We start from the raw sequence: 22,741 nt of genomic DNA on the forward strand, positions 1-22,741 counted from the left end.
TCCGCAACCTCCGGTGCCCGCCCGTCGGGTCCGGGGCGACCCGCCGTAGATGCTACCGGCCGACCGCGCACTCCCCCGCACCCGCTCCGCCGCAGTCGCGCGTCACAGGTTGCACCCAGGGCGGGCCTATAGGCTCGCGTCTAATGCAGCAAACCATCGCCGTCCCGCAGCGGGACCTCCGTCCGCTTCTCGCTCTTATGGCGACGGCGGCGGCCGCCGTGTTCGCATGGCTGGCGGTGAGCACCGAGTGCGGATACTCCCCGGCCGTCTACGATCCGGCGGTTACCGCCTGGGCGGTGCGGGCACGGCACGGGCTGGTCACCGCGGTGGCGTGGCCGGTCACTCAACTGGGCGGCACGCTCGGGCTGACGCTGCTCACCGCGGCCGTATGCACGTTCCTACTGTTGCGCAGGCATTGGCGCCGCGCCCTGGTGCTGGCCGGGGCCATGGTCGGCTCTTCGCTGCTAACGGTGATATTGAAGCTCATCTTCGCTCGCGCGCGCCCATCCACCGCGCTGCTGCTGGGCGACCCCGCCTCCTCCTGGTCGTTCCCTTCCGGACACTCGTTCAACACCGGAGTGTTTGTGGGCGTGCTGGCGGGATTCGCGCTGGTCTCGACGGCGTCGCCTGCCCGCAAGGCGCTGGCGGGCATAGCGGCGTGCATGGCCGCCGCCGCTGTGGGCCTGTCGCGCGTATACCTGGCCTACCACTGGTTGACGGACGTATTGGCCGGCTGGGCCATCGCCCTGGTGTGGTTGTGCGTGGTCGGCATCGTCAGCCTCACCGTGCTGGGACCCCGTCAGGAGTAGACGCCGTCGACCCACCAGCGGCCCGCACGAGCGAGTAGCAGAGGCGGGCCGACGTCGGTGACAACCTGCAGGTAGGCACGGCGCGACGCGCCCCCGGGCCGCCACCAGTGCTCGTCGACCGGCCAGGGTCCCGCCCAAGACACGACCCGCCGCTCCCCGCGCCAGTACTCCAGCGGCTCACCCCATCCGTCCCATGCGGCTGGGGCGGCGTCCCCGCGGGCGCGGTCCAGGTCGACGCGTGCCGGCGCGGCTACCAGCTGCCCCTGGGCATCGACGCCGACGTCGTGCCCGCCGTCGTCGAGCAGGCGGGCCGGCAGCGGCGCAGGGGGCACCAGGGTGGGCGAGGGGGCGGGCAGGGCGCCGGCCCAGGGAGCCGTCTCCGCGGCCGCACTTCCGGGGCCTGTTTCACGGATGTTGTTCGCACCGCCGACGGATGTCTCCCCCCAGCCGACGAGGGCGGTGCGCGAACGCGGATCCCGTCCGGGGCGCAGCACGGGGACGCACACACCGCCGGCACCGAGGAGGGATTCGACGCGTCCGGCCGCACGGTGGGCTCGGCGTTCAACCTGCTCCCCGGGCCGGGTCCACAGGCCGGCCTGGGCGGCGCCCGCGGGAGTGAGCTCTAGGGCAACGAGGCGCAGGCGGGTCAGGGGTGCGGCGGGCGGTCGGCCGGAGCGACCGGCCAGCCAGCCCTCCAATTGCCAGCGCACGCGGTCGGTGAGGTCGGCGGGCGCGGGCGTGGTGCCCAGCAGCCAGGAGCGGCCCAGCTCTGCCCCGTCCTCGCACTCTGCCTCCACCCGGAGGCGTCCGGCCGACAGGCCCAGCGCGACAAGACGCTGGGACAGTTGCTCGGCGAGGGAGCGGGCGGCCCAGGCTGCGGTGTCGGACCGCGCGACGGGAGGGTCCAGCGGGGTCTCGGCGACGACGTCGGCAGCGGGACGGGCGGCCCGAGGCAGGGTCTCCCAGTCTCCTGAGGCGAGGCGGTGCAGGCGCTCCCCCGCTGGCCCGAAGCGGGCGGCAACGTCGCAGCGGGGCAGGGCGGCGAGGTCGCCGAGCCGGCGCAGGCCGAGCCGGTCGAAGTCCTCCAGCAGCTCTCGTGCCTGTCGGCGATCCCGCTCGGCGGCCAGGGCGTGTAGGAGGGAGGGCAGCGGCCAGGGGGTGAGGAACTCGGGCGTGCTCCCGGGCGGGACGATGACACCGTGGCGGGCGGCGAGGACGACACCGAGCAGGGAGTCGGCAATGCCGATCTGGCATTCAACCCCCGGCCCGGTGGCGACGGCCTCAACGAGGGCGGCGGCCAGCGGCTCTTCCCCGCCCGCCCAGCGAGCCGGGCCGCGCGCGGCAGACAGCGCCAGTCCGGGGCGGGCGACGAGCGGATCGGCGAGAAACTCGGTGAGGGCCTCCATGACGGTTTCGTAGGTGCGGGCCTCCCGTTCGGGCTGCGGGGGCAGGACGACGAGCTCGGGGCACAGCGACCGGGCCACACGCAGCCGCATGCCGCGGGCGACACCGGCCGCACGGGCCGGCGCCGAGGCCGCAATGACGCCCCTGCCGCCCACGACGGCAACGGGAACCAGGGCCGGATCGGGCACATCGGGTCGTTCTCGCGACTCCAGGGTGAGGGCGACGACGGGCCAGTCCGGCGTCCAGACGGCGACGAGCCGCAGCCCGCGAGACTCCGGGGCGGGCGGGAACACGCTCGCAGCGGGAGTTAAGGAGGTCATGCGCCCTCCCGTCCCGGCGCTTTCGGTGACCGGCGCGCCGCGGTGACGAGGGCCAGGTGCGAGTGCCGACGCGGCGAATTGGCGGCAGGAGCCTCGGCGGCCGCCGGGGCGAGGCGGGCGCCGGCGGCATCGAACAGCAGGCCGACCCGCCCGGGGCGGTGGGGGTCCTGCACGCTCCAAGTAAGGCGCCGCAGGTAGCCGTCGGCCAGCTCTCGCGCCTCACCCGGCTCCGGCTCCCCGGCCGGTTCCTGCCCCGGTACCACCGCCGCGCCACGCAGCGACACCAGGACACCGCCCGTCTGCGCTGCGGACGCCGGTGAGGCGGACGAGGCATGCAGGGTACGGGAGCCCTCCCAGGGGAAAGGGGTGAGGATGAGGCAGCGGCGTTCCCGGGCGCGGGCCAGGAGGGTGCGGCGGTCGCGGGGGCGCAGGCGGGCAGCGGCCGTCGCGGAGATCAGGAGGACGGCGACACCGTCCATTAGGGCGCCGAGGGCCGAGGTGAGCAGGTTGGACGGCAGGTCCGCGGCGGGGACGGCGAGCACGCGGGAGAGGTCGAGGCCGGCCTCGGCGGCGGCGCACCAGCCCAGCCCCTCACAGCCGACGACCCCACACCAGTCCTCCGCCCCCTGCCGGAGGGCCGCTACGGCCAGTAGGGCGCCGGCCGATCCGGTCAGGGACACCGCGCCGACGGCGTCCGCTCCGAGCGGCAGGAGCGCCGCGGGCGTTGCGGCCCCCATCTCCGGGAGGGCGTCCGGGGCCGCGAGCGCGACGGCGCCGGATACGGCCGCCGCCCGCCCGGTTTGCGCAAACGCTTGGGCGACCTCCCGGGCGGCCCGCCCGTGCAGGCCGGCGCGATCCTCGGCACGGGCGAGGGCGGCGCGGGCGGCGGCGAGGCGCTCCACGCGCACCGCCGCCCCGGGTGCACGGGCGCCACGCCGGGTCTGTTTCATGGCACCTCCTCTCAGCAAGGAACATCTATCGAACACCTGTTCGATGTCTGCTTGCAAGGGTAGCGCCGGCCTCTGACACGAATCGCCGCGGGGGCGCGTCTACAGTGGTTGAAACGGCCCCGGCCAGCCCGCCGACGGCCGTCCGATTTTCAAGGAGGTCCGCCATGCCCGCAGATCTGACACGTCCCCGTCCGCCCTTCCCCTACGACTTGCTTCCGGCCGTTCCCGCATTCACGCTGGCCTCCGCCGACCTGGTCGACGGCGAGCGCATGCCCGACCGGTTCACCGCCGTGCACGAGAACATCTCCCCCGAGCTGCACTGGTCGGGTTTCCCGGCCACCACCCGCTCCTTCGTGGTCTCCTGCTTCGACCCCGACGCCCCCTCTCCGGCCGGCTGGTGGCACTGGACGATCCAGGACCTGGACGCGTCGGTCACCTCACTGCCGCAGGGCGTGGGCGAGTCCGATCTTCAACTGGACGGCGCCGCCTTCCACGCCGTCAACGACTCGGGCACGCACGCCTGGTCCGGCCCCTACCCGCCGGCGGGCGACGGCGACCACCGCTACATCTTCGCCGTGCACGCCCTGGACGTGGACACCCTCGGCCTGGACGACGACGCCTCCCCGACGACGGTGGCGGCGCAGTGCTCCTTCCATGCCATCGCCCGGGCCCTGCTGACCGTCACCTACTCCCAGCCCGGCGAGCCCGGCGCCGCCCCGTTCCTTCAGGAAGCCCGCTAAGGCCGGTCGGGGACGCCCCACGCGGCGCGCTTACGCGGCGCCGGGGAAACCGAGGCTTCGCCACGCCTCATACAGGCCGACGGCGGCGGAGTTGGCCAGGTTGAGCGAACGGCTTCCGGGGAGCATGGGAATGCGTACCCGTCCGGTGACGCGCGGATGACTCATCACCGCTTCGGGCAGGCCGGTGGGTTCGGGGCCGAAGAGCAGCGCGTCGTCCTCATGCCAGGTGATCTCGGTGTAAAGGGTGGCGGTGCGGGCGGTGAAGGCGAAGATGCGTCCGGGCACCTGCTCCAGGCACTCCTCCCAGGTGGCGTGCACGCGGGTGCGGGCCAGGTCGTGGTAGTCCAGGCCGGCGCGGCGCAGTTTGGCGTCATCCATGTCGAATAGGGGATCCACCAGGTGGAGCGTCGCCCCGGTGTTGGCGCTTAGTCGAATAGCGGCGCCGGAGTTACCCGGGATGCGCGGTTCAAAGAAGACGACGTGCAGCACGCGGGATATCCTGCCACAGCGACGGCCGCGCCCTAGCGCTCAGTGCGGTGCCGCGCACGCCCGCTGAGGAATACCGTTCACAAGAAGGACCATCATTGAAGAAGCTGCTGCAATCCTTCGGGTTCGCCCCGAGGACATTCGTCCAACTGTTGTTCATAACCCTCAATGCGCAATTACTGTATGCGTTCTGGGACATCCGCAATACCCTGCCGAAGGATTTCCCGATCGCCATGGGGGTTACCGACGCGCAGGCCGGGCAGCTGTACTCCATGCAGGGCCTCGTCATCATCCTGGGCACGATTCTCCTGGGATGGATCGGTGACCGGTTCAGCGTCCGCACCATCATGGTGCTGACCACGCTCGGAGTCGGCGCGATCTCGCTGTTCATCTCCGTGTTCTCCCCCAACCTGTCATTCCCCACCCTGCTGGCGTGCTTCTTCCTGATGCTGCTGCTCAGCGAGGTGCTCTTCAAACCCGCCAACTTCAAGGCGGTGCGGACCTCCACCTCCGAGGATCACCAAGGGGCCGCATTCGGGTTCTTCGAGTTCGGCCGCGGTCTGCTCGCGTTCCTCGTCTCGCTGCTGTGGACGGCGCTCATTGCCGCCGGAGTGGGCGCGCGCGGCATCATGCTGACCGGATCGGTAATCGTCCTGGCCACCGCCATCCTGGTCTTCTGGGCCGCCCCCAAGGGCACGCGCGTGGGAGACGACGACGAGGTCAACGCCTCCACCATTGAGGCGATCAAGGGGATCGGTAGGGTTGCGAAGCTTCCCGTCGTCTGGCTCGCCGGCCTCAACGTTTTCTGCATCTACGGCACCTTTGTGGCGGCCGGAACCTACTTCGCGCGGTTCCTGCAGGCGGGTTACGGGTCTTCCGCCCTGGTCGCGGCGGTCTTCTCCACCGTGGTCATCGGCCTGCGCATGCTGCCTCTGGTCTCCTCGGTTCTGGTTGAGAAGGTCTTCAAATCCACGTCCCACTTCATGCGGTTCATGTCAGCCGTCCTCAGCGTGCTGCTGCTCGCCATCGCCGTCGTTCTGTTCACCCATCCCGCGTCGGTGACCAGCTTCCCCGCCGGGAACCCGCCGGCGCACATCGTGTCTTCCGGCGTCATGCCCGCACTCATCGTCCTGATGCTGCTGGCCTCGGGGTGCTGCTTCATGATCCGCGGCGTCTACTACGCCCCGATCGGTGAGTTCAACGTGCCCGCAAAGCAGTCCTCTGCCGCCATGTCGTTCGCCATCACGCTCGGCTACATTCCCGCCCTGCTCGGGCCGATTGTGTTCGGCGGGCTGATCGTCCCCTCCGAGGCGGACGCGTCCGGCAACATCATCACCGAGCAGCTGACTCCGACCAGCACGCTTGGGGCCGCTTTCGTCGGGCTGGCGGCGCTCGCGGCGGTCGCCTTCTGCCTGTCCTCTGTGCTGATCCGCCTTAAGAACCGGCAAGACGCCGACGCAAGAAAGGCAGCTGCATGAACGCGCCCAACGCCAGCGCCGCCTTGGAGGACTTCGACACCCAGGTGATCGGTCCCGTCTGCGTCGACATTAATGTCGATCACACTGGGAAGACCACCCGTGCCGTTGGTGGGGCGGTCATTTGCGCGGCCGCCGCGGCCGCTTCCCTGGGGCACAGCGTCCAGGCGGTGGCAACCGTGGCCGCTGCGGACCGGGGGCTGCTGTCGCACTTCCCGGCGAGCGTGCGGCAGGTGGTTCCCGTAGGGTCTGCGCACACGGCGTCGATCCGAAACGAGTACGCCACCGCCGACCAGGAGCGGCGGACATCTTCGGCCATCTCCTACGCGGACGCGATCGGTGCGGCCGACGTGCCCGCCTGCTCCGCCCGCATTCAGCACCTGGCGGGGCTCATGGTGGGCGACTATGCGCCCGAACTGGTCCAGACGCTGTCGCAACGCGGGGACCTGGCCGTCGACATGCAGGGTTTCATCAGGCAGCGCGTACCGGGCTCAAACCTGCTGCGCTTCATGGAGTTCAAGCACGGCGCGGATTTCTATAGCCATATCCGTTTCCTCAAGGTGGATACCGCCGAGGGCGAGCACCTCACCGGCCGCACCGACAGGCGCGACATCGCGCGTGCTCTCAAGGACCAGGGGGCAGACGAGATCATGGTGTCCAACGCGCGCGAGATCCTCATCCTCGACGACTCCGGCTTCCACGTGTGCCCACTACGGCCAAGGAGCCTAGCAGGGCGGACGGGACGCGGAGACACGGTGTTCTCCGCCTACATAACCGAACGCATCGGACACGACGTGGATCAATCCCTGCTCACCGCATGCGCGACGGTGTCCCTAAAGATGGAGACTCCCGGCCCGCTGGTCTGCGGCCGAGGCGACATCGAGGCATATCTGAGGCGTTTCTATGCCGACCTGGCCGACATGGCTCACCACGATGGAGGCAACCGTTGACCACCGCGGACCCGGCCGAGTTCATTTCCGACCTGCCCGACGACACTCCCCTGTGCGCGCTGACAATTCCCGGCACGCACGACACGATGACGAGTGCGTGCACGCATCCCTACTACCGCACCCAGGATCTCGGTCTGGCCGAGCAGATCGGTTGCGGCGTTCGGTACTTGGACCTGCGGCTACGGCGCACCATGGTTGCGGCCCACCGTGAATGGATCAGTGACATCTCCGCCGAGTCCATCCTGCAGACCCTACGTGAACACCTTACCGCCCACCCCCGGGACTTCTTCCTCGCGCGGATACAGAACGCCAATGAGGCGAAAGACGACTTCGAGGCGTATGGGAACGCACTGATGACCCTCATCGCCAAGAATCGAGACCTGTTCTGGACTCCGGAGCAAGCGGGCGGGGGCACCGTCTGGCCTGCCCTGGGGAGCATTCGCGGGAAGGTGGTCGCCTTCGAATGCGCACCGGCACAATTCGGCCTGACGGCTGTCGGGGATCGGCCCTGGGCCGTGCCCTGGCACGACAATCGACGCATCCTGCTGCAAGACGACTGGGACGGTCCCGAACCCGCGGCGAAGCTCTCCCAGATTGAGCGGCTCTACACTCACCGCGGCGACGACGACTGCCTGCTGCTCAACCATGTCAGTGCCACCAACGGACGACTGGGCACGCCGATCGCCTATGCGCAGCGCACCAATCCGCAGGTGCTGCGGCTGCTGCGGCAGGCGCATGGGCGCGGCGTACTCATCTTCGACTTCGTCGACTCCGAACTGGTTGATGCCGCCTGGGGCGTAAGCGCCCTCCGGTCCTGACGCCGCCGCGGCGTCCGGCCGCAAGACGCGGCTCAGCCCAGTGAGTCGAGGACGATGTTGAGCCCCTCCCCCATGGTCGGGTGGGAGATGGGGGCGTCGCGCAACTGCTGCCAGGGCATGCCGGCGAGCATGGCCACCTGGACGGCGGTGATGACCTCTCCGGCGCTCTCACCGATGATGGCGGCGCCGAGGATCCGGTCGGTGTCGGCGTCGACGATCACCTTGTAGAAGCCGGCGGTGGCGCCCAGCGTCTTGGCGCGGGGAACGGCGGCGGTGGGGGTCTTGGCGACGCGCACGTTGTGCCCGGCCGCCCGCGCCTGGGCCTCGGTGAGGCCCACGTGCCCGAGCTCCGGGGTGGCGAACACGGTCCAGGGGATGACCCGCCCGGCGGTGGAGGCCTCGCGGTCGTCCAGCAGGTCCCGCAGCACCCGGAAGTCGTTCCAGGAGGCGTGGGTGAACATGGGCGTGCCGGCCACGTCTCCGGCCGCATAGACGCCGTCGGCGGTGGTGCGCAGGTGGTCGTCGACGCGCACGAAGCCCCGCTCGGTCAGTTCTACCCCGGCCGCCTCCAGGCCCAGCCCGGCCGTGACCGGGGTCCGTCCCAGGGCGACGAGCAGGTGGGATCCGGTGGCCTCGCGGCCGTCCTCGGTGCGCACCACCACCGGCCCGGAGCGGGCGGAGGAACGCACGGCGCTCACGCGGGCGCCGGTGAGGACCTCCACGCCGAGCGCCTCCAGGCCGGCGGTGACCTCGGCGGCGACGTCGTCGTCCTCCCGGTTCAGCACGTGCTCCCCGGAGTGGAGCAGCGTGACGGGCACACCCAGCATTCCCATCAGGGAGGCCATCTCCACGCCGATGACCCCACCGCCGAGGATGAGCAGGTGCCCGGGCAGCTCGGGCAGCGTGAGCAGGTCCTCGCTGGTCCAGTAGGGGGTGTCGGCCAGGCCCGGAATGTTGGGGATGGCCGGGGTGGTGCCGGTGTTGATCAGGACACGGCTGCCGCGCACCCGGCGCACGGCGCCGTCGGCGGTGGCGATCTCCACGGTGCGCGGGGCCACGAAGCGCGCGGTGCCGCGCACGAAGTCCATCCCGGAGTCGGCGAACATGGTCTCGTGGGCCGCAACCATGCCGCCGACAACGCTCTCCTTGCGGCGGCGCAGCGCGACCAGGTCGATGCGGGCGCGGGTCAGCAGCGCGGTGTCGTCGCGAGAGCTGGAGTCGTCGGCACCCAGTTCGGGCAGGGACACGCCGTAGGCGGCCGCACCCTGGACCTGGTGCAGAACACGCGCGGAGGAGATCAGGGTCTTGGTGGGGATGCAGGCGACGTTGATGCAGGTGCCGCCGACCTTGTCGCGCTCAACCATGACTACGGTATCGCCCTTGCGGGCACGCAGCATGGCCAGTGACTTACCTGCCTTACCCCCTCCGACGACGAGTAGATCGACCTCCTGGACCTGTGGGGATGCGGTGACGGCGGTGGTGTCGCCCATGTACTTCTCCTCGGTCTTCCCGTGGCCGGTCCCATGCCCACTCGGGCCTCCGGTCCGCGGCGGTGTTCGTGAGGCGCGCGCCTCGATCGGTTGCTGTCGCAGGTGGCAACGCCGCACATGGCACGGTTCATTCCCACTGTTGGTCACCACCGTGGGGCAACTGCGCCGTAGACTCCCTGCGGAGCTCCCCTCCGGCAAGGACTCCTCCCGCCGCCCGGAATTGAGAGGTTGTGCCGTATGACCGAACTGCGTGAACCCGCCGATGTCTTCGCCGAGACGCTCGGCTGGCAGCCCGCCCTGGAGCGCACGGACCTGCTCGCCCCGCCCGTCGCCGCAGCGCTACACGCCCTCGCAGACACCACGGAGGGGCATGACCTGGCTGCTGCGGCGCAGGTGGTGGAGATCGACCCCGCCCTGTCCGACACGGACGCGCTGAACGCCGAGTACTCGCTGAACCCCGAGGCCACCGGCAACTGCGTACTGGTGGCGGGCAAGCGCACCGGCGAGCGGCGCCTGGCGGCCTGCGTGGTGCGGGCCACCGACTTCGCCGACGTCAATCACCTGGTCAAGCAACTCATCGACGTGCGCAAGGCGTCCTTCCTGCCCATGGAGCAGGCCGTGGAGATGAGCGGCATGGCCTACGGCGGCATCACCCCGGTCGGCCTGCCCGCCGATTGGCGGCTGCTGATCGACGCGCAGGTGGCCGCGCGCGACACGATGCTCATCGGCTCCGGCGTGCGCCACTCCAAGCTGCTGGTGCCCGGGGCCCTGCTGGCCGCCCTGCCCGGCGCCGAGGTGATCGAGAACCTGGGCGTCACGCCCGCCTAACCCCGCGGCGGCGCGGGCGCGGTATGCCCGCACCGCCGCGTCGGGCTGCCGTCAACTCATCTCCGGCACCATCTCGATAGCGCCGCAGGGGCACTCCTCCACGCAGATACCGCAGCCCTTGCAGTAGTCGTAGTTGAAGGCGTAGCGCTTGCCGGGCTCCAGCTTGATCACGGCGTTGTCCGGGCACACCCCGAAGCAGTTGTCGCACTCGAAGCAGTTGCCGCAGCTCATGCAGCGCCGCGCCTCGAACAGGGCGTCATCCGCGCTGAGTCCCTGGACCACCTCGTCAAAGGTCTGGGAGCGGCGGGCCCCTTCCAGGCGCTCGCGCACCTGCTGGGGCGCGTCGGAGTAGTACCAGGAGTTGATGGCGCCGATGTCGGCCAGCCGATGGCGCTCCGGGTGCTGGTAGACCTCGCCGCGCAGGTAGGCGTCAATGGCGCGGGCGGCCTGCTTGCCATGTCCGATGCCGACCGTGACGGTGCGCTGGGAGGGCACCATGTCACCGCCGGCGAACAGTCCCGGGTGGCCGGTCATGAACTGGTCATCGACCTGCACCACGCCGTCCTCGATCGTCAAGCCCTCCACCCCGTCGACCAGGCCCAGGTCGGATTCCTGTCCCAGGGCGAGGACCAGGGAGTCGGCCTCCAGGTCCTCGAACTGACCGGTGGGCTGGGGGAAGCCGGTCTCGTCCAACTCCATCTTCTCGATGCGCAGCTTGCCGGCGTCGGCGTGCTGGACGGTGGACAGCCACCGCATCTGGATGCCCTCTTCCAGGGCCTCAACCACTTCGGAGTCGTGGGCGGGCATGCGGTCGCGGGTGCGCCGATAGACGATGATCGCCTCCTCGGCGCCCAGGCGCTTGGCGGTGCGGGCGGCGTCGAGGGCCGTATTGCCGCCGCCGTAAACCACCACGCGCCGCCCCAGCATGAGCTGGTCGGCGGCGTCGTCGCCGGCCTCGCGGTCGTCCTCCACGTCCTTGAGCAGGGTGACGGCGTCGAGGATGCGGGCGGCCTCACCGGCCGGAATGTAGGTGCGCCGCCCGACCTGAGCACCGATGGCCAAGAACACGGCGTCGAACTCGCCGGAGTCCAGTTCGGAGGTGATGTTGTCGACCTTGCTGTTCAGGACGAAGTGGACCCCCATGCCCTCGATGCGGGCGATCTCGGCGTCGAGCACGTCGCGAGGAAGACGGTAGGCGGGGATGCCATACCGCATCATCCCGCCCGCCTTGGGGGCGGCGTCGCGGACGGTGACGGCGTGGCCGCGCCGGCGCAGCTGGTAGGCGGCGCTGAGCCCGGCCGGGCCGGCCCCGACCACCAGCACGTGCTTACCGGTATCCGGCGCGCACGGGTCGGGCTGCCACCCCTGACGCAGCGCCTCGTCGCCCAGGAACCGCTCGACGGCGTTAATGCCGACGGCCTCATCCACCTTGCCGCGGTTGCAGGCGGTCTGGCAGGGGTGGTAGCAGACGCGGCCCATGACGGCGGGCAGCGGGTTGTCGCGCATGAGTGTGCGCCAGGCCCGCTCGTAGGAGCCGTCCTCGGCGTCATAGAGCCATTTCTGAATGTTCTCCCCGGCGGGGCAGGCGTCGTTGCAGGGCGGGAGGAAGTCGCGGTAAACCGGGCGCTCCACCCTCCAGGCGCCGGTCTTGTTCGCCAGGGAGGAGGCCGTGGCCAGGGTGACGGCGAAGGGACGTACCTTCCCGGCGCCGCCCCCGGCGGGCGCGGCTTCAGGAGCAGAAATAGTGGTCATGTCAGTCCTCCTTGGGGGCGTCGTTGAGGTCCGCGCGTGCCCCCAGGGTGGAGGTGGCGCCGGTGGCCTCGTCGTTCAGGACGGGTACCGCGTCGGGATGCCCCAGCAGGCCGTAGCGACGAATGTTGCGGTCGGCGAGGGCCTGGAGACGGCCGATCGTCTGCTCATCCTTGGTGGGGCGGAACAGGTGCGCGAAGCGGCGCTGGAGCACCAGGTAGTCCTCCACCGGCACCTGGCGGCGGATGGGACTGACCCCGGTGACCTCGCCGTGCTCGGCCTCGAAGACCGGGAAGAGCCCCGACTCCACGGCCAGTCGGGCGATGCGCACGGTGTGAGAGGACTTCGCCCCCCAACCCAGGGGGCAGGGCACCAGCACGTGGATGTAGCGCGGACCGTGCAGGCCCATCGCGTAGGTGACCTTGCGTTCCAGATCGTGCAGGTCCGCGACGGTGGCCGTGGCCACGTAGGGGATTTCATGGGCCATGGCGATGCGGGGCACGTCCTTGCCCTGGCCGAACACGTTGCCCGGGGCGTCCCCCACCGCCTGCGTGGTGGCGGTACGGGCAGCCGGCGGGGTGGCGCCCGAGCGCTGGACCCCGGTGTTCATGTAGGCCTCGTTGTCGTAGCAGATGTACAGGACGTCGTCGCCGCGCTCGAACATGCCGGAAAGGCAGCCGAAGCCGATGTCGACGGTGCCGCCGTCGCCGCCCTGGGCGACCACGCGGATGTCGTCGCGTCCCTTGGCCCTCAGCCCCGCGGCCACGCCGGTGGCCACGGCGGGTGCGTTGCCGAACAGGGAGTGCAGCCAGGGCAGGCGCCAGGCGGACTCGGGATAGGGCGAGGAGAAGACCTCCAGGCAGCCGGTGGCGTTGACGGTGACCAGGCTGCCTCCGGCCCGCTCGGCCGCCGCCGTGGCGGCGTCGAGCACGTAGCGGGCTCCCAGCGCCTCCCCACAGCCCTGGCAGGCGCGGTGCCCGGAGGTGAGCGTGTTGTTCCGCTCCCGGCTGGACTGGAGGGAACGGACCTCCGGCAGGAGCCGGTTGCCGACGGCGAAGGAGCCGACCTGGTAGAAACGGGTTCGTCCGCCCGACTGCTGTGGTGCGGTGGTGGCGGTGGTCGACGTCGTCATGATGCTGCTCCTTCCGTGCGGGGGCCGACGGCCGCCAGGTGGGCGGCAACGGTGGCTTCATCCAGGTCCAAGAACTCCAGTGGGGCGAGCTCGCCGCGGTCGGCGCGGCGCAGCACCTCCACCAGGGAGGCCGAGGTGATGTCGCGGCCTCCCAGGCCCGCGGCGACCGTGGTCAGGGTGACCTCGCCGGCGCGGTTCCAAAGGACGCGGCGCAGGTCCTCCTCGACGATGCCGCCGCGTCCCAGGGAGAAGGCGCGCTCCAGGCTCACCACCCGCTTGGCCCCGGCCAGCGCGCGCGCCATGGCGGCCTCCGGGAAGGGCCGGAAGGAGGTCAGTGTCACCAGGCCCACCGGCACGCCGTCGTCCCGCAGGGCGTCGACGGCGTCCTTGAGCGTACCGGTGACCGAGCCCAGGGCCACCACCACGGTTTCGGCTCCCTCGGTGCGATAGGTGTGCAGGAGGCCACCGGACTGCCTGCCGAAGGCCGCGGCGAACTCCCGGCCCACGCGCTCAACCACCTCAACGGCCGCCTGCTGCTTGCGGTGCGCCAGGTAGCGGACCTCGGTGAAGGCCTCGGGCCCCACCATGGCGCCGATGGTGACGGGATCCTCCGGGTCGAGCGTCTGGACGGGCTGGAACGGGGGCAGGAAGGCGTCCACCTGCTCCTGCTCGGGAACGTCCACGCGTTCGACGGCGTGGGTGAGGACGAAGCCGTCCATGCAGACCATGACCGGCAGGCTCAACTCCTCGGCAATGCGGAAGGCCTGAACGTGCAGGTCGGCGGCCTCCTGGTTGTCCGCGGCGAAGAGCTGCAGCCAGCCGCTCTCGCGCTGACTCATGGTGTCGGACTGATCGTTCCAAATGTTGATGGGACCGCCGATGGCCCGGTTCGCCACGGTCATGACGATGGGCAGCCCCAGGCCGGAGGCGTTGTAAACCGCCTCCACCATGTACAGCAGGCCCTGGGAGGCGGTGGCCGTGTAGGCGCGGGCACCCACGGCGCTGGCGCCGATGGCAACGGACTGGGCGGCGAACTCGGACTCGACGTTGATGTACTCGCAGTCCAACTCACCCACCTTGACCAGCCGCGATAGCTCCTCAACGATGTGCGTCTGGGGCGAGATGGGGTAGGCGCACACCACATCCGGACGGCAGGTGGCGACGGCTGCCGCCACCGCCTTCGATCCCTCAATCTCACGCAGCACCGGCGTCCTCCTCCTGATCGTGGTTGGTCCCGGTCTGGGACTCGGAGACGTTGCCGGCGAGCTTGTCCGCAACGATCTTGTGGGCGGCCCGGGCGGCGGCAATGTTTCGCTCACCGACCTTTCCCGGGAAGCGGTCTGCAATGGCGGCGCACACGGCCTCGATGCCGAGTACGTCGGTTACGGCGGTGAATGCCCCGAGCAGGACGGCGTTGGGCAGGGGCCGTCCCAGGTGCTCCATGGCCAGGTCCGTGGCCGGCACGGTCAGGCGGTGCTCCGGGGGAACGGCGGCCACCGTGGCCGGGTCCAGGTCAAAGCTGTCAAAGGGCTTGGCGGAGTTGATGAGCGCATAGCCCCCCGGGCGCAGACCGGCGAAGACATCGATGGCACCCAACAGGGTGGGATCTTGGATGATGACGGCATCCGGGGTGAGGACGGGCTCGTGGGCGCGGATCGGGCGGGTGTCGATCCGGCAGTAGGAAACCACCGGCGCTCCCGTGCGCTCAGAGCCGAAGGACGGGAAAGCCTGGGCGTAGCGGTCCTCCTTGAAGGCTGCATACGCCAACAGGTCGGACGCAGTGACTACCCCTTGGCCACCCCGACCGTGGATACGGATCTGGAACATTTGGCCTCCTTGCCCGGTGCCTGTTCGGCGCCGCGTTCGCTCAGATCCGACTTTAGGACGCCGTGTCGGATTCGTGAGCGCGCTCATATACGGCGATCCACCGGAACGCGGATTTGTCCGCACAATTAGGAGCGTTGAGCGGAGCTGCGCAGCCGCCCCTCGCCCGGGCCCGCGCACGCCGTCGCCACGGTCCCGACGCGCGCGGCGCACCCACCGCGGCCACGGCCGCGGCCGCGCAATTTCGCCATTCTTCCAGCCTGTTCCGAGACTCCATGCAGTCCGGCCCGGCGGCCCGTGCGCGGCCTGAACAGACGCGGCGGACCGCACCTGCGAGGCTGCATTCGGGCCGAGTCGCCACAGCCGGAAACGTCTGCGTTCAGCTCCCCCGACTCGCGCAAACCACGGGCGGGGGACCCGCCGCAAAAGCCGCGTGACCGCACCAAAAAGGCAACTTAGCCTTTCCGTAATTTCCGAGTGCGAGGTCGCGCCCCGCGCCCGGCGAACCGAGCTCACGCACGGGGCCGTCCAGGGTCACCTCCACCCGCAGGCCTCCGCGCGAAGGCTCGCTACCGCTGCTCGCCGCGGGCCAGCCCGCGCAGCACGTACTGCAGAATCCCGCCGTTGCGGAAGTAGTCCGCCTCCCCGGGAGTGTCGATGCGTACGGTCGCCTCGAACGTGACCTGCTCGCCGTCGTCCCGCCGGGCGGTGACCGTGACCGTGCGGGGGGTGACGCCGTCGTTGAGGGCGGTCAGCCCGGTGATGGAGAAGGTCTCGGTGCCGTCCAGGCCCAGTGAGGCCGCCGACTGGCCGACGGGGAACTGCAGCGGCGCCACGCCCATGCCGATCAGGTTGGAGCGGTGAATACGCTCGAAGGACTCGGCGATGACCGCCTTGACCCCCAGCAGGGCCGTGCCCTTGGCCGCCCAGTCGCGCGAGGAGCCGGAGCCGTACTCCTTACCGCCCAGCACCACCAGCGGCACGCCCGCGGCCTGGTAGGCCTGGGAGGCGTCGAAGATCGACTCGGTCTGGCCGGTGAGGAAGTTGCGGGTGTATCCGCCCTCCACGCCGTCGAGCAGCTGGTTGCGCAGGCGGATGTTGGCGAAGGTGCCGCGGATCATGACCTCGTGGTTGCCGCGGCGCGAACCGTAGGAGTTGAAGTCCGCTCTCGCCACCCCACGGGCGGCCAGGTAGCGGCCCGCCGGGGAGTCGGCCTTGATGGCGCCTGCCGGGGAGATGTGGTCGGTGGTGACCGAGTCGCCCAGCAGGGCGAGCACGCGGGCTCCGGTCACGTCCTCCACGGGGGTCAGCTCCATGGTCAGGCCGTCGAAGAAGGGGGCCTTGCGCACGTAGGTGGAGTCCTCGTCCCAGGTGAAGGTCTCCCCCTCCGGGGTGTCCAGGCCCTGCCAGCGCGCATCGCCGGCGAAGACGTCGGCGTAGTCGCGCGTGTACATCTCCCGGTCGATGGTGGCGTCGATGACGGCCTGCACCTCGGTGGGGTCGGGCCAGATGTCGGCGAGGAACACGTCCCGGCCCTCGCCGTCCTGGCCCAGCGGCTCGGTGGCGAAGTCGAAGTCCATGGTGCCGGCCAGGGCGTAGGCGATCACCAGCGGCGGGGACGCCAGGTAGTTAATCTTCACGTCGGGGTTGATGCGCCCCTCGAAGTTGCGGTTGCCGGACAGCACCGACACGACGGTGAGGTCGGCATCATTCACCGCGGCCGACACCTCGGCGGGCAGCGGCCCGGAGTTGCCGATGCAGGTGGCGCAGCCGTAGCCGACCAGGTTGAAGCCGAGCTCGTTCAGGGCGGGCCACAGCCCGGCCTTCTCGTAGTAGTCGGTGACCACCTGGGAGCCGGGGGCGGTGGAGGTCTTCACCCACGGCTTGGAGCGCAGTCCCTTGGCAACGGCGTTGCGGGCCAGCAGCCCGGCCGCAACCATCACCGACGGGTTGGAGGTGTTGGTGCAGGAGGTGATCGAGGCGATGGCGACGTGGCCGTGGTCGAGGGTGACCTGCGTGCCGTCCGCGAGCGCGACCGGCGTGGGCTTGTGGGGCTCGGCGGCATACGTCGGCAGGGTCTTCTCGAAGGCGGCCTTCGAGTCGGACAGCTCGATGCGGTCCTGCGGCCGCTTGGGGCCGGCGATGGAGGGCACCACGGTGGACAGGTCCAGCTCCAGGTACTCGGAGTAGACGGCCTGTCGGGACGGGTCGTGCCACAGGCCCTGCGCCTTGGTGTACTCCTCCACCAGGCGGATGTTCTCCTCGGAGCGGCCGGTCAGGCGCAGGTAGTCCAGGGTGACGTCGTCGATGGGGAAGATGGCGGCGGTGGAGCCGAACTCGGGGCTCATGTTGCCGATGGTGGCGCGGTTGGCCAGCGGCACCGCGGCCACGCCCTCGCCGTAGAACTCCACGATCTTGCCGACCACGCCGTGTGCGCGCAGCATCTGGGTGATGGTGAGCACCACGTCCGTGGCGGTGGCCCCGGCGGGAATGGCGCCAGAGAGTTTGAAGCCGACCACGCGCGGGATCAGCATGGACACGGGCTGGCCGAGCATGGCGGCCTCCGCCTCGATGCCGCCCACGCCCCAGCCGAGCACGCCCAGGCCGTTGACCATGGTGGTGTGGGAGTCGGTGCCCACGCAGGTGTCCGGGTAGGCCTGGGTGACGGGGGCGCCGTCGGCCCCGGCGGTCTGGCGGGTGAAGACGGTGCGGGCCAAATGCTCGATGTTGACTTGGTGGACGATGCCGGTGCCCGGCGGGACCACGCGGAAGTTCGCCAGGGCGCCCTGTCCCCAGCGCAGGAACTGGTAGCGCTCGGCGTTGCGCTCGTACTCGCGCTCCTTGTTGTGCTCCAGGGAGCTGGGCAGGCCGAAGGAGTCGATCTGCACGGAGTGGTCGATGACCATCTCCGCGGGGGCCAGCGGGTTGATGACCTCCGGGTCGCCGCCCAGCTCGGCCACGGCCTCGCGCATGGTGGCCAGGTCGACGATGCAGGGCACGCCGGTGAAGTCCTGCATGATCACCCGCGCCGGGGTGAACTGAATCTCGGTGTCCGGCTCGGCCGCGGGGTCCCAAGAGGCGAGCGCGCGCACGTGGTCGGCGGTGACATTGGCGCCGTCCTCGGTGCGCAGCAGGTTCTCCGCCAGGACCTTCAGGGCGTAGGGCAGGCGGTCCAGGCCGTCGACGGCGTCGAGCCGGAAGATCTCGTAGGGGCGGCCGTCCACGTCGAGGGTGGCGCGGGAGTGGAAGGTGTCAAGACTCGTCAAGTTCGTTCCTGTTCATCCTGGTGCGCGGGCGCGCAGGGGCGGCTGGACCGCACGCGGCTGGTGGTCTGCCGGCCACGTTAGCGGATACGGCGTCATTCGGTGTCAACCCGGAGAGCCCCGCCGTGCGTGCGCCGCCGCATACGCCACGCGCGGCTTACGAAAACGGCGGTCGGCGCCCGCACGCGGCGGGGGCCCGCACCGGTCAGCCGCGTTCCAGCACCGCGATGGTCTCGAAGTGGTGGGTGTGGGGGAACATGTCCAGGGCGCTTATCGCGGCCGGCCGGTAGCCGGCGCGCAGGAAGGTCCCCAGGTCGCGGGCCAGTGCGGCCGGGTCGCAGGCGACCAGCACCACCCGGCTCGGGTTCAGGGCGGCGACGGCCTGGATCACCTCGCGGCCGGCGCCGCGGCGGGGCGGGTCGAGTACGACGACGTCGGCGCCGTCGGCGTTCTCGAAGCGGCCCAGTTGGGCCACCGCCGCGGGGGTGACGCGCCCCACCGACAGCTGGGCGCCGTCGTAGTCGTGCAGGGTACGGCGGGCGTCGCCGACGGCGCGCGCATCGCCCTCCAGGGAGTGGACCTGTCCGGTCAGGGCTACCAGCGGCAGGGTGAACAGGCCGGCCCCGGAGTACAGCTCGAGCACGCGGGTGCCGGCCGTGCGCGCGGCGTCCAGCGGTTCGTCGCCGGGCCGGGTGCCGGCGGCCGTCGGGGTCTCGGCGAGGGCGGCGCGCACCACCCGGTCGACGAGTACGGTCGGCGCCTCGCGGTGTGCCTGCCAGAAGCCGTCGGCGTGCACCGAGTAGTGCAGCCGTCCCAGGCCCAGGCCGGTGGCGTCCACCGCCTCGCCGACGCGGCGGCGGCCGGTGGAGTGGCCGGCGGCGGTGAGCACGGTGGGGGCCTGCCCGGGGGCGTCCGGGTCCTCCAGCAGCACCAGCGGATCGCCGTCCGAGGGGGCGACGGCGGTAATGCGCATGCCGGGGCGGAAGTGCTTGCGCCACAGGGCCCGCTCGGTCAGTCCGAGGTCCTGGATGGCCTGCACCGCCAACGGCAGGGAATGCACGGGCAGGACGGTGCCGCTGCGGAAGGCGTGCATGCCGGCCGCGCCGGCGTCGGTGACGGCGAGCGACACGCGCGTGCGGGTGCCGGCGCCGGCGCGCTCGCGCACCCGCGGGTTCGGGTCCGCTTCGGCCGCCGCGTCGCCGGGCATTGGCTCAACCGATACGGCTCCCCCCGCGGCGCCGGGCAGGGCGGTCACGGCGTCCACGACTTCTGCTCCGCCGATGCGGCGCAGGCAGTCGGCCAGCACCCAGCGCTTCCAGGTGCGCTGGGCGGGCAGGGCCACGTGGGACAGTTCACCGCCGCCCACGCCCCCGGGGCCGGCGTCCTGCCACAGGGGACGCACCCGGTCGGGGGAGGCGGTCAGTACCTCCACGGCGTCGGCCCGCCAAATCTTGGAGTTCTTCTCCGTTATCACCGCCCGCACGGTTTCCCCAGGCAGGGCGTGGCGGACGAAGATGACCCGGCCGGAGGGGTCGTCCACGGGACGGGCGACGCAGTGGCCGCCGTGGGCGGGGGCGCCGACGGCGAGCGTGACGTACTCGGGTGTGGCGGGTGCGGGGGCGGGTCGCCGGGGCGGGGCACTGCGGCGGTGGGGGCTCATGCGTTCTCCTGCGTCTTCGAGTGTTCGGGCGAGGTGGGGGACTCCAGGGTGGTCAGCCGGTTGGCGTGCGCATGGCGGGTGGCCTCGTCGGCGTCCGCGATGCCGCGCGGGGTCGCGAACCGCATGCCGTGGCGGATGTGAGTTTCACCGGGAAGGCCCAGCTGCCACGGCACTGAGGCGACCACGACGCCCGGGGTGAACAGCAGGGCGGTCTTCAGGCGCAGCGCCGTCTGATTGTGCAGGGCCTGTTCCCACCAGTGCCGTACCAGATACTCGGGCAGGAAGACCACCACCAGGTCGCGGGGGGATTCACGCCGCACGCTGCGCACGTAGGAGATGATGGGGCGGGTGATGTCCCGGAACGGGGAGTCGAGCACCGTCAGCGGCACCGGCAGCTCGGCGTCCTCCCAGTCGCCCAGGAGCCGTTCGGCGGCGCCGTCACCGGTGTCGACGGTGACGGCCTCGATGGAGGTCGGTTGGGTGGACAGGGCGTAGGTCAGGGCGCGCAGGGTGGGCCGGTGCAGGCGGGAGGCGAGGACGATGGCGTGCACGTGTGCCGGCAGCAGGCGCGCGTCGTGCAGGTCGGAGATGGCGATCTCCTCGGCCACGCGGCGGTAGTGCCGACGGATGGCGTTCATGACCAGGTAGAGGACCGCCATGACGCTCAGCGTGATCCAGGCACCGCGGGTGAATTTGGTCAGCAGGACGATCACCAGCACGGTGCCGGTACCGACCACGCCGATGCTGTTGACGATGCGGGAGCGGCGCATGCGCCGGCGGGCGCCGGGGTCGGTGGCGGTGGCCAGTTCCCGGTTCCAGTGGCGCACCATGCCGATCTGGGAGAGCGTGAAGGAGATGAACACGCCCACGATGTACAGCTGGATCAGCCGGTTGGTGTTGGCCTGGAAGCCGACGATGAAGGCGATGGCGCCGGCCCACAGGACGATGATCCCGTTGGAGTAGGCCAGCCGGTCGCCGCGCTGGGACAGTTGGCGGGGCAGGAACTCGTCGCGGCCGAGCACGCTGGCCAGCACCGGGAAGCCGTTGAAGGCCGTGTTGGCTGCCAGCACCAGGATCAGACCGGTGACCACGGTGACCAGGTAGAACATGGGCAGGAAGCGGGCGAACACGGTCGCGGCGATCTGCCCGATCACCGGATCCTGGTGGTAGCCCGTGCCCAGTGGCACGCCGTCGTCGAGCAGCTCGGTGGCGGGGTTCTCCACCATGTGCACGCCGACGGCACCGGCCAGATGCACCACGCTCATGAGCATGGCGGCGGCGATGATGCCCAGCAGCAGCAGAGTGGTGGCGGCGTTCTTGGACTTGGGCCGGCGGAAGCTGGGCACGCCGTTGGAGATGGCCTCAACACCGGTCAGGGCGGCGCAGCCGGAGGAGAAGGCCCGCAGGATCAGGAAGGCGCCGGCCAGGCCCGTCAGGCCCTGGTCCCAGCCGGACTGGGCAACCACCTCATAGCCGGCCGACGGCGCCTGCCCGAGGGTGCCGGTGAGCTCCTGGATGAAGCCGACCACGGCCATGACCCCGACCGCCCCCATGTACAGGTAGGTGGGCAGGGCGAAGGCGCCGCCGGACTCGCGGCTGCCGCGCAGGTTGATCAGAGCCAGCAGGGTGACGATGCCCACCGCGATCTCCACCTTGTAGGCGGCCAGCGCGGGGACGGCGGCGACCAGGTAGCCGGTGCCGGAGGAGATGGACACGGCGACGGTGAGCACGTAGTCACTCAGCAGGGCGGAGGCGACCAGCAGGCCGGCCCGGTGGCCGAGGTTGGTGGAGACCACCTCGTAGTCACCACCGCCGGAGGGGTAGGCGTGGACGGTCTGCCGGTAGGAGGCGACCACCACCACGAGCACACCCACCACGGCCAGGGCGATCCAGGGCGACAGGGCGGTAGCGGCCAGGCCCGCCGCCGCCAGGGTGACGAGGATCTCGTCGGGGGCGTAGCCGACGCTCGAGAGGGCGTCGGAGGCGAACACCGGTAGGGCGATCCGTTTGGGGAGGAGGGTCTCCCCCAGGGCCCGGCTGGGCACCGGACGACCGACGAGAAGCCGCTTGACGCGGTCGGCGAAGTCACGCACGGACGACGATGCTACGTCCGCCTCCCGCCCGGGCCAAGCCTCCCGCCCACCGGGGCCCACGTCGACGGAGTACCGTTCCCCTCGTGCACTTCGTCATCATGGGCTGCGGCCGGGTGGGGGCCTCCATGGCCTCGCAACTGGACCGCATGGGACATTCGGTGGCCATCATCGACCGGAACTCCGACGCCTTCAGGCGGCTGCCGGCCGACTTCAATGGTCGTAAGGTCAAGGGCATCGGCTTCGACCGGGACGCGTTGGAGCAGGCGGGCATCGACGAGGCCTACGCCTTCGCCGCCGTATCCAATGGGGACAACTCCAATATCATCGCCGCCCGCGTGGCCCGCGAGCTGTTCGGCGTCGAGCATGTGGTCGCCCGCATCTATGACCCCACTCGCGCCGACGTGTACGAGCGGCTAGGCATTCCCACCGTGGCAACGGTGCGGCAGACGGCCGAGCACATGATGCGACACGTGCTTCCCGGCGGGACGGCGCGGGAGTTCATGGACCCGTCCGGCGCCGCCGGGCTGGTCCAGCCCGACATCTCCCCCGCCTGGGTGGGCACCACGGTCGGCTCCCTGGAGGAGCGGCTCGAGGTGCGGGTGGCCTGGATCTCCCGCGGCTCCGGGGTCGTCATCCCACAGGCGGGAACCATCATCCAGGAGCACGATCGCCTGCACCTGGCGGCCACCACCCAGCAGCTGCCGGCCATGCAGCGCGCCCTGTCCCGTCCGCCCGCCCAGGAGGTTTGAG

Annotated in this window: 18 protein-coding genes; 7 read left to right on the plus strand and 11 right to left on the minus strand. The window is 70.7% G+C overall.

Annotated elements, in window-relative coordinates; all coding sequences use genetic code 11:
• Positions 1-143: 143 nt before the first annotated feature.
• Positions 144-809, plus strand: coding sequence for a phosphatase PAP2 family protein (locus DRB06_RS14505; protein ID WP_159097658.1), 666 nt, complete (start codon positions 144-146; stop codon positions 807-809).
• Here the strand turns inward: DRB06_RS14505 and DRB06_RS14510 are convergent.
• Together DRB06_RS14510 and DRB06_RS14515 are read right to left on the minus strand one after the other, a co-directional pair.
• Entirely contained in the window at positions 800-2,533 is a 1,734-nt protein-coding gene (locus DRB06_RS14510) for a DNA polymerase Y family protein (protein ID WP_111820333.1), read from the minus strand. The two genes, DRB06_RS14505 and DRB06_RS14510, sit on opposite strands and share 10 nt — an antisense overlap.
• On the minus strand, positions 2,530-3,483 hold the full coding sequence (locus DRB06_RS14515; protein ID WP_108966932.1) for a hypothetical protein: 954 nt from the start codon (positions 3,481-3,483) through the stop codon (positions 2,530-2,532). The genes DRB06_RS14510 and DRB06_RS14515 overlap by 4 nt, the downstream gene beginning before the upstream one ends.
• Before the next feature lie 164 nt (positions 3,484-3,647).
• Between DRB06_RS14515 and DRB06_RS14520 the strand changes: the two genes are divergently transcribed.
• A complete protein-coding gene (locus DRB06_RS14520) occupies positions 3,648-4,223 on the plus strand; it encodes a YbhB/YbcL family Raf kinase inhibitor-like protein (RefSeq protein WP_108966929.1) in 576 nt (191 codons plus the stop codon).
• A 30-nt stretch (positions 4,224-4,253) separates the two neighbouring features.
• Here DRB06_RS14520 and DRB06_RS14525 read toward each other — a convergent pair whose 3' ends face one another.
• Entirely contained in the window at positions 4,254-4,712 is a 459-nt protein-coding gene (locus DRB06_RS14525) for a tRNA (cytidine(34)-2'-O)-methyltransferase (RefSeq protein ID WP_108966927.1), read from the minus strand.
• 95 nt (positions 4,713-4,807) lie between these two features.
• On the opposite strand from DRB06_RS14525, the gene DRB06_RS14530 reads away from it, so the two are divergent.
• Genes DRB06_RS14530 through DRB06_RS14540 form a run of 3 tightly spaced genes read left to right on the plus strand, consistent with a single transcriptional unit; the run spans position 4,808 to position 7,952 of the window.
• Positions 4,808-6,187, plus strand: coding sequence for an MFS transporter (locus DRB06_RS14530; RefSeq protein WP_073332569.1), 1,380 nt, complete (start codon positions 4,808-4,810; stop codon positions 6,185-6,187).
• Positions 6,184-7,134 carry a PfkB family carbohydrate kinase gene (locus tag DRB06_RS14535; protein ID WP_108966925.1) on the plus strand — a complete coding sequence of 317 codons (951 nt, stop codon included), beginning with the start codon at positions 6,184-6,186 and terminating at the stop codon, positions 7,132-7,134. The genes DRB06_RS14530 and DRB06_RS14535 overlap by 4 nt, the downstream gene beginning before the upstream one ends.
• Positions 7,131-7,952: a hypothetical protein gene (locus DRB06_RS14540; protein WP_181575282.1), complete on the plus strand. Its 822-nt coding sequence runs from the start codon at positions 7,131-7,133 to the stop codon at positions 7,950-7,952. The genes DRB06_RS14535 and DRB06_RS14540 overlap by 4 nt, the downstream gene beginning before the upstream one ends.
• A gap of 32 nt (positions 7,953-7,984) precedes the next feature.
• Here DRB06_RS14540 and DRB06_RS14545 read toward each other — a convergent pair whose 3' ends face one another.
• Positions 7,985-9,442 carry an NAD(P)/FAD-dependent oxidoreductase gene (locus DRB06_RS14545; protein WP_108966923.1) on the minus strand — a complete coding sequence of 486 codons (1,458 nt, stop codon included), beginning with the start codon at positions 9,440-9,442 and terminating at the stop codon, positions 7,985-7,987.
• Positions 9,443-9,679: 237 nt separating this feature from the next.
• Between DRB06_RS14545 and DRB06_RS14550 the strand changes: the two genes are divergently transcribed.
• Positions 9,680-10,270, plus strand: coding sequence for a YbaK/EbsC family protein (locus DRB06_RS14550; RefSeq protein ID WP_073332579.1), 591 nt, complete (start codon positions 9,680-9,682; stop codon positions 10,268-10,270).
• 51 nt (positions 10,271-10,321) lie between these two features.
• Here the strand turns inward: DRB06_RS14550 and DRB06_RS14555 are convergent, their stop codons facing one another.
• From DRB06_RS14555 to DRB06_RS14585, 7 genes are all read right to left on the minus strand, one after another.
• Positions 10,322-12,022 carry an NAD(P)-binding protein gene (locus DRB06_RS14555; RefSeq protein WP_111820334.1) on the minus strand — a complete coding sequence of 567 codons (1,701 nt, stop codon included), beginning with the start codon at positions 12,020-12,022 and terminating at the stop codon, positions 10,322-10,324.
• A gap of 1 nt (position 12,023) precedes the next feature.
• Positions 12,024-13,151, minus strand: coding sequence for a thiamine pyrophosphate-dependent enzyme (locus DRB06_RS14560; RefSeq protein WP_111820335.1), 1,128 nt, complete (start codon positions 13,149-13,151; stop codon positions 12,024-12,026).
• Positions 13,148-14,356 (minus strand): pyruvate ferredoxin oxidoreductase, encoded by a 1,209-nt coding sequence (porA, locus tag DRB06_RS14565; protein ID WP_073332587.1) that lies wholly within the window; start codon positions 14,354-14,356, stop codon positions 13,148-13,150. The genes DRB06_RS14560 and porA overlap by 4 nt, the downstream gene beginning before the upstream one ends.
• Complete coding sequence (locus DRB06_RS14570) at positions 14,346-14,978, minus strand: 2-oxoacid:acceptor oxidoreductase family protein (RefSeq protein ID WP_073332590.1); 633 nt, start codon at positions 14,976-14,978, stop codon at positions 14,346-14,348. Before DRB06_RS14570 ends, porA begins: the two co-directional genes overlap by 11 nt.
• A gap of 566 nt (positions 14,979-15,544) precedes the next feature.
• Positions 15,545-18,241 (minus strand): aconitate hydratase AcnA, encoded by a 2,697-nt coding sequence (gene acnA / locus DRB06_RS14575; protein ID WP_111820336.1) that lies wholly within the window; start codon positions 18,239-18,241, stop codon positions 15,545-15,547.
• A 202-nt stretch (positions 18,242-18,443) separates the two neighbouring features.
• The gene (locus DRB06_RS14580; protein ID WP_111820337.1) at positions 18,444-19,898 is read right to left on the minus strand and encodes a class I SAM-dependent RNA methyltransferase; all 1,455 of its coding nucleotides are present in this window, start codon (positions 19,896-19,898) and stop codon (positions 18,444-18,446) included.
• The gene (locus DRB06_RS14585) at positions 19,895-21,991 is read right to left on the minus strand and encodes an APC family permease (protein WP_108966915.1); all 2,097 of its coding nucleotides are present in this window, start codon (positions 21,989-21,991) and stop codon (positions 19,895-19,897) included. The genes DRB06_RS14580 and DRB06_RS14585 overlap by 4 nt, the downstream gene beginning before the upstream one ends.
• 83 nt (positions 21,992-22,074) lie before the next feature.
• Between DRB06_RS14585 and DRB06_RS14590 the strand changes: the two genes are divergently transcribed.
• Positions 22,075-22,740, plus strand: a complete 666-nt coding sequence (locus tag DRB06_RS14590; protein WP_073332599.1) for a TrkA family potassium uptake protein — start codon at positions 22,075-22,077, stop codon at positions 22,738-22,740.
• Position 22,741: the final 1 nt, after the last annotated feature.

It is taken from the genome of Actinomyces sp. Z5 (assembly GCF_003287795.1).
Classification (GTDB): domain Bacteria; phylum Actinomycetota; class Actinomycetes; order Actinomycetales; family Actinomycetaceae; genus Actinomyces; species Actinomyces glycerinitolerans.

Bases quoted from the DNA above. Each gene is read 5' to 3' on its own strand.
- DRB06_RS14505 (WP_159097658.1), top strand. From the start codon at position 144: ATGCAGCAAACCATCGCCGTCCCGCAGCGGGACCTCCGTCCGCTTCTC.
- DRB06_RS14510 (WP_111820333.1), bottom strand. From the start codon at position 2,533: ATGACCTCCTTAACTCCCGCTGCGAGCGTGTTCCCGCCCGCCCCGGAG.
- DRB06_RS14515 (WP_108966932.1), bottom strand. From the start codon at position 3,483: ATGAAACAGACCCGGCGTGGCGCCCGTGCACCCGGGGCGGCGGTGCGC.
- DRB06_RS14520 (WP_108966929.1), top strand. From the start codon at position 3,648: ATGCCCGCAGATCTGACACGTCCCCGTCCGCCCTTCCCCTACGACTTG.
- DRB06_RS14535 (WP_108966925.1), top strand. From the start codon at position 6,184: ATGAACGCGCCCAACGCCAGCGCCGCCTTGGAGGACTTCGACACCCAG.
- DRB06_RS14545 (WP_108966923.1), bottom strand. From the start codon at position 9,442: ATGGGCGACACCACCGCCGTCACCGCATCCCCACAGGTCCAGGAGGTC.
- DRB06_RS14550 (WP_073332579.1), top strand. From the start codon at position 9,680: ATGACCGAACTGCGTGAACCCGCCGATGTCTTCGCCGAGACGCTCGGC.
- DRB06_RS14555 (WP_111820334.1), bottom strand. From the start codon at position 12,022: ATGACCACTATTTCTGCTCCTGAAGCCGCGCCCGCCGGGGGCGGCGCC.
- DRB06_RS14560 (WP_111820335.1), bottom strand. From the start codon at position 13,151: ATGACGACGTCGACCACCGCCACCACCGCACCACAGCAGTCGGGCGGA.
- DRB06_RS14570 (WP_073332590.1), bottom strand. From the start codon at position 14,978: ATGTTCCAGATCCGTATCCACGGTCGGGGTGGCCAAGGGGTAGTCACT.
- DRB06_RS14580 (WP_111820337.1), bottom strand. From the start codon at position 19,898: ATGAGCCCCCACCGCCGCAGTGCCCCGCCCCGGCGACCCGCCCCCGCA.